This window comes from Saliniramus sp. (genome assembly GCF_035311605.1).
Classification (GTDB): domain Bacteria; phylum Pseudomonadota; class Alphaproteobacteria; order Rhizobiales; family Beijerinckiaceae; genus Saliniramus.
Window position 1 is genome coordinate 1 of record NZ_DATGCW010000304.1, and the last position, 9,134, is coordinate 9,134.

Consider the following 9,134-nt stretch of genomic DNA (forward strand, 5'->3'; position numbering starts at 1 on the left):
TCCGACTACCTGCTCGGGACCGACCAGAACGGGCGCGACCTGCTCTCGCGCATGATCTGGGGTGCGCAGGCCTCGCTGCTCGCGGGCGTCGTCTCGGTGATGATCGCCGTCTTCGCCGGTGTGCCGCTTGGCGTCATAGCCGGCTGGCGCGGCGGCTGGACCGATGCCACCATCTCGCGCATGACCGAGGCGTTGCTCGCCGTGCCCTTCCTGATCCTCGCCATCGCCTTCGCCGCTTTCCTGGGGCCGTCCCTGCCCAATAGGATGATCGGCATCGACCTCTCGGCGACACCGATCTTCATCCGGCTGACGCGCGGCCAGACGCTGGCGGTGAAGACGGAGGATTACGTCGAGAGCGTGCGGGCTGCCGGGGTCGGGCAATTCTCGACCCTTGCGCGCTAGATCCTGCCAAACATCGCGCCGCCGATCATCGTGCAGGCCACGCTGACCGTCGCCACCGCGATCATCGCCGAGCGCATCGAAACCTTCCTGCGTGAGGCGGAAGCGATGGATGTGACGGGGCGCGCCCACAAGGGCGTCCTCACCGGCGCTGACATGGCCGGCTGGCAGGCGCATTTCGAGGCGCCGGCCTCACGGCGCTTCAAGGGCTGGGAGGTGTTCAAGACGGGCGCCTGGGAACAGGGCCCGGCCCTACCGCTGGCGCTCGCCATGCTGGAAGGCTGCGGCCTCGAGGAGGCCGAACCGGGCGGGCCGGAATTCGTGCATGCGGTGACCGAGGCGATCAAGCTCACCTTCGCCGATCGCGAGGCCTATTGCGGCGATCCCGACCATGCGCTGGTGCCCCTGGACACGCGGCTCGGCGACGCCTATGCCGCGCGCCGCCGCGCCCTGATCGAGCCACAAGCCTCGCTCGAGCAGCGCCCTGGCGAGATCCCCGGTTTCCATCATCAGGCGCTGATGGCCCGCGCCAATGCCGAACGGGGCGCTACGGGCGCTTCTGCCGGAGGCGCTGGGGCGGGTGAGCCGACCATGGCGCATCGCACGGAAAAGCGCGGTGATACCGTGTATCTCGACATCATCGACCGCCACGGCAACATGGTCTCGGCGACGCCCTGCAGTGGCTGGCTGCAATCATCGCCGGTCGTGCCGGGGCTGGGTTTTGCCCTCAACACGCGCGCGCAGATGTTCTGGCTGGAGGAGGGGATGCCCACGAGTCTCGCGCCGGGGCGGCGTCTGCGCACCACGCTCTCGCCAAGCCTCGCCAAGCCTCGCCATACGCGACGACGGCACGCGGCTCGCCTTTGGCAAGCCCGGCGGCGACCAGCAGGACCAGTGCCAGCTCGTCTTCTTCCTGCGCCATGTGCTTTACGGCGAAGGCCTGCAACAGGCGATCGACGCGCCGTTGTTCCATAGCGGGCATTTCCAGGAATCGTTCTATCCGAGCAATGTGCGCCCCGGCCACCTGGTCATCGAAGGCCGCTTCGCGCCGCAGACGATCGCCGATCTGCGCGCGCGGGGGCATCGCATCGAGGTTGCCGGGCCCTGGAGCGTCGGGCGGCTGACGGCGGCGCGGCGCGGCGCGAGGCGGACGGGCGGTTGCGGGCAGCGGCAACGCCGCGTCTGATGCAGACTTATGCGGTGGGGCGCTGAGCGCCCGCTATCCATAGCATCATGCCGTCAGGTGGATATCGGCTGACGGAGAAAATGATGCGCCAAAAAATGATCTGGAGCGCCTGGCCTGACTCCGTCAGGTCGGAGCGCGCTCTTAAAGGAGTAACGCAGCATGACCTTTTCCATCGTGGCCCTGTGCCCTGAAACCGGCCATCGCGGTATCGCCGTGGCGAGCCGCTTCTTTGCCGTCGGCGCGATCGTGCCCTATATCCGAGGCGGGCGTGCTGCAGTGGCGAGCCAGGCCTTCATCAATCCGCTCTGGGGCATGGAGGCGGCGGAACTTTGCGCCGCCGGGGAGGCGGGCGAGGCCGTGATCGCCGATCTCGTCGCCCGCGATGCGGGCGCCGATCACCGCCAGATCCATCTGATCGACGCCGATGGCGCCATCGCCGTGCATACCGGCGCATCCTGTGTTGATTGGGCCGGCCATGTGAGCGCGCCGGGTGTCTCCGTCGCCGGCAACATGCTCGCCGGTCCGCAGGTGGTGGAGGCGACCCTCGACGCCTTTCTCGCGGCGCCCGGCCCGCTCGCGGCGCGGATGATGACGGCGATGGAGGCCGGCGAGGCGGCCGGTGGCGACAAGCGCGGGACGCAATCGGCGGGGCTGCGTCTGCATCGCAGCGAGGATTATCCCTGGTTCGATCTGCGCGCCGATGACCACCCTAATCCACTCGCCGAAATCCGCCGGCTCTACGCGGTGGCGCATGAGCGCTTCATCCATTTCGCGGAATCGATGGGCACCCGCAGCAATTTCTCCGGCGCCATCGACCGCGCCCCGATGGACCGCGCCATCGCCGAAGCTGAAGCTACTCGCATCGCAAGGGGCGAACCATCCCGCTCATTCGCGCGCGAGCGCGGCTGACACCGAAGCCTTCGCGTTTCACGGCAGCAGGCCGCGCGCCGCCTTCGACATGCTTTGCTTGCGCTCAGGCGGCTGCCACGGCAAGACGGAAGGCGCGCGAGAACGCAACAGGGGAGCTTGGCGACATGAACAGACGGCAGACGCTGCACCGGTTTCTGGTGGAATACGAGTGGATCCATATCAGCATCGGTGTGGTGGGTAACGCGACATTCTTTGTCGGTTCGATCTTCTTCCTGCCGGCCTTCGACGGGTGGCTGACCTTCGGAGTCTGGCTGTTCATCACGGGATCGCTGCTGATGCTGTTCGGCGCTGTCGGCGACGGCCTGAAGAAATACTGGACCGGCCGCTACGGCGATCCGCGCGCGATCCCCTGAACGAAAACGGGCGGCGCCATCACGGCACCGCCCGTATCCTGTCGAACGCGCATTGCGCCGTTTGTCAGGCGATCACTCGACCTGGCGAGCCTCTTCGACCCAACCCTCGAACGTATCGGCGTTTTCCTCGATCCACGCATCCGCATGTGCCTCGATGTCGGACATCGAATCCTCGCCGTCACGCATCAGCAGATTCTGGGCGGAGACGTCGTTGATGTCGATCTCGACGAGCTCGAGGAACCGGGCGGCAGCCGGATTGGCTTCGGCCCAGTCGCGGTTGGCGAGCACACGGATATCGTCCACGGCGAAGCCCAGATTGAGGCCGTTGGCGGAAGTGTCCTCGGGCGTGGCATCATCGTTGCCGGGAAGCGAGGTATAGGGCACTTCCAGCCACTCGACGTCTTCACCCGGCACCAACACGCCCGAAACCCAGAGCGGCGTCCAGGTGTAGTAGAGGATCGGCTCGTCCTGCTCGAAGCGCGCGATGGTGTCGGCCATCAGCGCGAAGTAGCTGCCCTGATTGTGACGCACCGTGTCGCCGAGACCGTATTCCGGAAGCTGATGCTCGATCACGAGCTCGCAGCCCCAACCCGGATTACAGCCGGTCAGGTCGGCCATGCCGTCGCCATCGGCATCGAAGATCGCGGCGATTTCCGGATCCTGCAGCTGCTCGAGATTGGTGATGCCGTATTCGTCGGCGGTCGCCTTGTCAATCAGGTAGCCCTGCAGCACGTTGGCGATGAGATTGCCCATCTTCGTCAGCTGCTCATCGCCACCGGAATTCTGGTAGAATTCCTCATGCAGCAGGTTCCAGTGCACGCCGGTGAAATCGGCATCGCCCTGGCCGAGCGCGACATGCATCACGGCATATTCGGCTTCGAGCGGATCCTCCACTTCGTAACCGAGCCGGCGCAGGCCCTCGAACAGGATCTCGTGCTGGAAGATTTCCTCGGCGATGCCGGAGGTGATCGGCTGGACGCTGACGCCTTCGCCTGGCATGTGCTCGTCGGCCTGAGCCGCGCTGGCGGAAAAGCCGATCGCGGTGGCGAGCGCCATGGCGCTGACAGTGCGGAAATGCTTGGTCATGATGACTCCTATAGTTCCATTCGGATTGGTCTTTAACTTGCGGGTCTGAACGACAGACCCGCATAAGATGCCTGCCGCGACGCAAGCCGCAGCTGAAGAGGCATCCGGCGGCGCACACCGCACAGGGCGATGCGTGCCGAAAAGGGTCAGGCGGCGGCCTTGCTGCTCGCGGACTGTGTGGACGGCCCGGAAGCCGTTTCCGGCTCGTCGTCACTCCGGGGCTTGACGTCAGCTTCCGACTTGCCGCCCCCATTGCCGGCGGTGAGCCGGCGCAGGAAACCGATCGGCCCGCGGTCGAGCATGCGCTGCCCGCCGCGTTCGCGCTCGCTCTGGGCCAGCGCCTGGGTCATGCGGTCGAGGATGATCGCGAGTACGACGATCCCGATACCACCGATCACGGCGAGACCCATATCGAGGCGTCCGATGCCGCGCAGGACCATCTGGCCAAGCCCGCCCACGGAGATCATCGACGCGATGACGACCATCGACAATGCCAGCATCAGCGATTGGTTCACCCCGGCCATGATGGTTTTCGTGGCCAGCGGCAATTGCACACGCCAGAGCAGCTGGCGGCGCGACGCACCGAAGGCGAGCGCGGCCTCGATGACATCCTTGGGAACCTGGCGAATGCCCAGATTCGTGAGACGGATCAGGGGCGCCACGGCGAAGATGATCGTCACGATCACGCCCGGCACGTTGCCGATGCCGAACAGCACGACGATCGGCACCAGATAGACGAAGGCCGGTGTCGTCTGCATCGTGTCGAGCACAGGGCGCAGCCCCTGTTCGAAGCGATCGCTGCGCGATGTGAGGATGCCAAGCGGAATGCCGATCGCAGCACAGAATGCCACGGCAGTGAGCACCAGCGACAGCGTCGTCATGGCCTCTTCGTAGGCCCCGATGAGACCGAGGAAGAACAGGCTGAGGAACGAGCCGATCGCCAGACGCGGTCCCACCAATTGCCACGCAATCAGCGCGACCAGCCCGATCATCAGGGTCGGCGGCAGGAATTGCAGCGTCCCCTCGACGGTTTCGAGCACCCAGTCGACCGGCTGGCGTACGGCGCGGAAGAAGTTGCGCGCGCCCGAAATCCAGTCGAAGAAGACGTCGATCCAGTCAGTGAAGGGAAGCTGCCAGGTATCAAAGGGGCGCAGCGGGTTGAACTGGGCGTTCATGTCACACGCCCTCCCGGGCTTCGTTTTGTGGCGGGACCGGATCGGCAGCCGCCGCCATGGCCGGCTTGTCCTCGGTGATCATGTTGTCGAGCGCCTGCAGCAGCGCGGAACGCGAGACGGCGCCGGCATAGCGCCCGTTCTCGTCAATGACGGGCACGGCATAGGGGGTGGTCGCCACGACATTCATCAGATCACCCAGATGCGCCTCGGGGCTGATCGTCGGGCAATCGGGCAGCAGCGCCTTCTCCAGCGGCTGGTCGGCCTTGCGCGCCTCGTCGAGAGTGGCGAGACTGGCCACGCCGAGAAAGCGTCGATTGCGCCCGATCACGTAGCCATATTCGCGATCATGGGATTCCAGTGTACGAATCGCCGCGCGCGGACCCTGCTCGGGCTTGTCGATCAGCGTGACCTGGGTGCGGCGCGCGATATCGCGGGCGGTGAGCACCTTGGAGACATCGACACCGCGGAAGAACGAGCGCACATAGTCATTGGCCGGATTCTTCAGGATTTCCTCCGGTGTGCCCACCTGCACCACGACGCCGCCCTGCATGATGGCGATGCGGTCGCCGATGCGCATGGCTTCGTCGAGATCGTGGCTGATGAAGATGATGGTGCGCTGCTTCTCCTCCTGGAGCATCAGCAACTCGTCCTGCATCTCGGAGCGGATCAGCGGGTCGAGCGCGGAGAAGGCCTCGTCCATCAGGAGGATCGGCGGATCGGCGCACAGCGCACGGGCCAGACCGACGCGCTGCTGCATACCGCCGGACAACTCGTCCGGGTAGCTGTCGGCATTGGCCGCGAGGCCCACCTGCTCCAGCGCCGTCATGGCGCGCCGGTGGCGCTCGTGCCGCGATATCCCGCCCAGTTCGAGCCCGAAGGCGACGTTGTCGATCACCTTCATGTGGGGCATCAGCGCGAAGGACTGAAAAACCATGCTCACGGTATCGCGACGCAGCTTGCGCAAGCCCTCGTTGTCCAGCTTGACGATATCCTCACCGTCGATCTCGATGGACCCGGAGGTCGGCTCGTAGAGACGGTTGAACATGCGCACCATGGTCGACTTGCCGGAGCCCGAAAGACCCATGATCACGAAGATCTCGCCCTCGCGGATGGTGAAGTTCGCATCGACGACGCCGACCGTCTGCCCGGTCTCGGCGAAGATCTCGTCCTTGTCGCGCCCTTCGCGGATCAGCCGCATCCCTTCCTGAGGATGGTCGCCGAAAACCTTGTAGAGGTTGCGCACGGCGATCTTGTCGCGTTTTGGCGTATCGGTCATTGTATCCCTTGGCATGCCGTAACAAAGAAAAATCCCGCTCCGGGATAATAATCACCGGAGGAGGCGTTACAGCTTCGGTATGTCCATACACTAGAGGCGCTGATCGCAGATGGCAATGGCGCTGGCCAGAATTGTCCGAAAAATGCCGGAATTGCGCCAGAATATGAATGATATTTCATAATGCTCGCGTTTATATTAAATGATTGCGTTTGATACGCCGAAGGAGCCCCCAGGATACTTGTCATGCTTCACGGGCATCGCCAGGATCCCGCAACCGGGTTTGTGCCGCCCTTCCGATCCTTCGCATGAGAGTGTGTGCAAAAGCGGCTTGCCGCCGGGCGGGCGCCTCGCGATCATGATCTTCGAAGTTCAAGCGTCGCGCCGGTCATGCCGGTGCGCGCCCGGCACGATCCCGACGGAGGACGATCATGGCTCATGAATTCAAGGCGACGGGCACAAGCCCCGCCATCCTGCGCAACAGCGCCATCGACGAGGAGGCGCTCCAGGCCGCACGGGTCGATCTCGCCGCCTGTTTTCGCATGGCGGCCCGGCTGGGCATGAGCGAGGGCATCTGCAACCATTTCTCGGCCATCGTGCCGGGACGCGACGATCTCTTCATCGTCAATCCCTACGGGCTCTCCTTCTCCGAGGTTACCGCGTCGAGCCTGCTGGTCTGCGATTATGACGGCAACGTGATTTCCGGCGTGGGCCAGCCGGAAGCGACAGCCTTCTATATCCATGGTCGCCTGCACATGCGCCTGCCGCGTGCACGCGTGGCCTTCCACACGCATATGCCCCATGCGACGGCGCTTTCCATGGTGGAGGGCGATCCGCTGGTCTGGGCCGGCCAGACGGCTTTGAAATTCTACGGTCGCACCGCCATCGACCGCGACTATAACGGGCTCGCCCTCGACGAGGCCGAGGGCGACCGCATCGCCGGCGCCATGGGGGATGCCGATATCGTCTTCATGAAAAACCACGGCGTCATGGTCATCGGCCCCTCGATCGCCGAGGCCTGGGACGATCTGTATTATCTCGAGCGCGCCTGCGAGGTGCAGGTCCTCGCCATGAGCACCGGCCGCAAGCTCACCCCGGTCGAACCCGATATCGCGCAAAAGACCTACGACCAGATGCGCGACGGCGATTCCGAGAGCGCCCGCCTGCATCTGGAAAGCGTCAAACGCAATCTGATGCGCGAGGAACCGGAATTCGCTGATTAAGCCCGCCGCTGCAAGGCGCGCGGTCGATGCAGCGCGCGCTCCCCTCTGCCTCGTGGAGGGGAGTTGCGGTGCGGTCAGTTGTGCGCCAATACAACCAAAACCACTCTTTTCAATGCCTGATACGTGTTTTAATGTCGCCACAGGGTCGGTGAAATCCGGTCCCGGGGCCTAGAATCCCCTTCCTGTAGCGGTCGGTGCGACCGAAAAGGCACCTCCTCGACCTTCATGGCCGGGGAGGCGCTGGCGTATGTTCAAGGCTCCGGCCCAAAGGCCAGCGCGGTCGTCTACAGGCGGCTTTCTAGCTCCCCGGTCACCAGAGCGATCCTCTGGTGACCACGCAAACCCGGTTTTGAATGGTTTTCGGGGAGTTCGAGCATGGAAGAGATATCGGCGTTTCAGGCATTTCTCGGCACGTATCAATCGCTGGCGGACTGGATCAAGGCGCTCTGGCTGATCGTGCCGCCGGTGTTCATCTTCGCGATGACGGCGCTCATCCTGCGTGGTCGGCGCGAGGTGCCGGAGGTCGATGGCGAACTCGTCTATACCGTGCACCGCGATGACGGCGGCCAATATCGCGTGCTGCGCCACGCCCCGCCCGGCGACGCACCCGCCCTGCTCCCGCTCGACCGAACCCAGCCCGCCCTGACCTCGCCAGAACGGCATAGCGCACGAGAGTGAGGCAGCGCGTCCCTCCCCTCTCCACGGCGGGAGAGGGGAGTTCCGGTGCAGCCTTCATGGAGGGTGCGCTTCGGCATGAGCATAGGTTAACGCGGCAGGTTTCGCGGGCATCCCCCGGCAAGATGCGCGTAAATTGTCTCGATGACGGTATCAATCTCTTGAAGCACTTGCGTATTGCTGAAGCGCAGCACGGTAAAGCCCTGCCCCTCCAGTTCATGCGTGCGCGCCGCATCGTAGCGCGCGATGGAATCGCGCGTATGTTGCCCGCCATCAACCTCGACCACGAGCCTTGCCTTGAGGCAGCAGAAATCCACGATATAGCGCCCCAGCCGAACCTGTCGGCGGAAATAGGTTCCATGAAGCACAATCCGCCGGCGCAAGTGCCACCAGAGCTTCCGTTCCGCCTCTGTCGGCTGTTTGCGCATGGCCCGCGCGCGATTCCGCAACTGCTGCGGAAAATCGGCTTCTGCTGCTTGCCGGCGCATGGCCTCCGATTTCCGCTCTGACATGCCGTCCCCGTCTCCCATTCCTTGCACCCCCATCAATGCCGGGGTTCCCCTCTCCCTTGTGGAGAGGGGACAGGGGTGAGGGTGGCGGCGGGCCATTTGCCGGATGGCGCACCACGCGTCATCAGCGCCCCTCACCCCCGGCCCCTCTCCACGGCGGGAGAGGGGAGCGCGCTCTGCATCAGCCACGCGGCTGGTGATTTTTGCGCCGCGATCGCTGCCGGGGTTCCCCTCTCCCTTGTGGAGAGGGGACAGGGGTGAGGGTGGCGGCGGGCCATTTGCCGGATGGCGCACCACGCGTCATCAGCGCCCCTCACCCCCGGCC

9 protein-coding genes and 2 pseudogenes are annotated in these 9,134 nt (G+C 64.7%); 7 read left to right on the forward strand and 4 right to left on the reverse strand.

Features of this window, described 5'->3' with window-relative positions; all coding sequences use genetic code 11:
* The 5 genes and pseudogenes from VKP01_RS13465 to VKP01_RS13485 all read left to right on the forward strand — a co-directional run.
* Nucleotides 1–492, forward strand: a pseudogene (locus tag VKP01_RS13465) (ABC transporter permease); the annotation flags it as partial.
* A 15-nt stretch (nt 493–507) separates the two neighbouring features.
* Nucleotides 508–1,194: pseudogene (locus VKP01_RS13470) on the forward strand (gamma-glutamyltransferase); the annotation flags it as partial.
* A complete protein-coding gene (locus VKP01_RS13475; RefSeq protein ID WP_324413122.1) occupies nt 1,079–1,585 on the forward strand; it encodes a gamma-glutamyltransferase in 507 nt (168 codons plus the stop codon). The pseudogene VKP01_RS13470 and the gene VKP01_RS13475, both read left to right, overlap by 116 nt.
* A 159-nt stretch (nt 1,586–1,744) precedes the next feature.
* A complete protein-coding gene (locus VKP01_RS13480) occupies nt 1,745–2,494 on the forward strand; it encodes a DUF1028 domain-containing protein (RefSeq protein ID WP_324413124.1) in 750 nt (249 codons plus the stop codon).
* A 125-nt stretch (nt 2,495–2,619) separates the two neighbouring features.
* Entirely contained in the window at nt 2,620–2,868 is a 249-nt protein-coding gene (locus VKP01_RS13485) for a YrhK family protein (protein WP_324413126.1), read from the forward strand.
* A 72-nt stretch (nt 2,869–2,940) separates the two neighbouring features.
* Here VKP01_RS13485 and proX read toward each other — a convergent pair whose 3' ends face one another.
* The 3 genes from proX to proV all read right to left on the reverse strand — a co-directional run bounded on the left by proX (nt 2,941) and on the right by proV (nt 6,405).
* Entirely contained in the window at nt 2,941–3,954 is a 1,014-nt protein-coding gene (proX, locus tag VKP01_RS13490) for a glycine betaine/L-proline ABC transporter substrate-binding protein ProX (RefSeq protein WP_324413128.1), read from the reverse strand.
* Nucleotides 3,955–4,100: 146 nt separating this feature from the next.
* Nucleotides 4,101–5,129: an ABC transporter permease gene (locus tag VKP01_RS13495; protein ID WP_324413130.1), complete on the reverse strand. Its 1,029-nt coding sequence runs from the start codon at nt 5,127–5,129 to the stop codon at nt 4,101–4,103.
* Nucleotide 5,130: 1 nt separating this feature from the next.
* Entirely contained in the window at nt 5,131–6,405 is a 1,275-nt protein-coding gene (gene proV, locus VKP01_RS13500; protein WP_324413132.1) for a glycine betaine/L-proline ABC transporter ATP-binding protein ProV, read from the reverse strand.
* Between the two features lie 428 nt (nt 6,406–6,833).
* On the opposite strand from proV, the gene VKP01_RS13505 reads away from it, so the two are divergent.
* Complete coding sequence (locus VKP01_RS13505; protein WP_324413134.1) at nt 6,834–7,625, forward strand: aldolase; 792 nt, start codon at nt 6,834–6,836, stop codon at nt 7,623–7,625.
* Nucleotides 7,626–8,000: 375 nt separating this feature from the next.
* The gene (locus VKP01_RS13510; RefSeq protein WP_324413136.1) at nt 8,001–8,303 is read left to right on the forward strand and encodes a hypothetical protein; all 303 of its coding nucleotides are present in this window, start codon (nt 8,001–8,003) and stop codon (nt 8,301–8,303) included.
* 86 nt (nt 8,304–8,389) lie between these two features.
* Here VKP01_RS13510 and VKP01_RS13515 read toward each other — a convergent pair whose 3' ends face one another.
* Nucleotides 8,390–8,812 (reverse strand): endonuclease domain-containing protein, encoded by a 423-nt coding sequence (locus tag VKP01_RS13515; RefSeq protein WP_324413138.1) that lies wholly within the window; start codon nt 8,810–8,812, stop codon nt 8,390–8,392.
* Nucleotides 8,813–9,134 lie beyond the last annotated feature (322 nt).

Excerpts from the sequence above, each read along its gene's own strand:
- VKP01_RS13480 (WP_324413124.1), top strand. The coding sequence starts at position 1,745 with ATGACCTTTTCCATCGTGGCCCTGTGCCCTGAAACCGGCCATCGCGGT.
- VKP01_RS13510 (WP_324413136.1), top strand. The coding sequence starts at position 8,001 with ATGGAAGAGATATCGGCGTTTCAGGCATTTCTCGGCACGTATCAATCG.
- VKP01_RS13515 (WP_324413138.1), bottom strand. The coding sequence starts at position 8,812 with ATGTCAGAGCGGAAATCGGAGGCCATGCGCCGGCAAGCAGCAGAAGCC.
- proX (WP_324413128.1), bottom strand. The coding sequence starts at position 3,954 with ATGACCAAGCATTTCCGCACTGTCAGCGCCATGGCGCTCGCCACCGCG.
- VKP01_RS13495 (WP_324413130.1), bottom strand. The coding sequence starts at position 5,129 with ATGAACGCCCAGTTCAACCCGCTGCGCCCCTTTGATACCTGGCAGCTT.
- VKP01_RS13485 (WP_324413126.1), top strand. The coding sequence starts at position 2,620 with ATGAACAGACGGCAGACGCTGCACCGGTTTCTGGTGGAATACGAGTGG.
- VKP01_RS13505 (WP_324413134.1), top strand. The coding sequence starts at position 6,834 with ATGGCTCATGAATTCAAGGCGACGGGCACAAGCCCCGCCATCCTGCGC.
- proV (WP_324413132.1), bottom strand. The coding sequence starts at position 6,405 with ATGACCGATACGCCAAAACGCGACAAGATCGCCGTGCGCAACCTCTAC.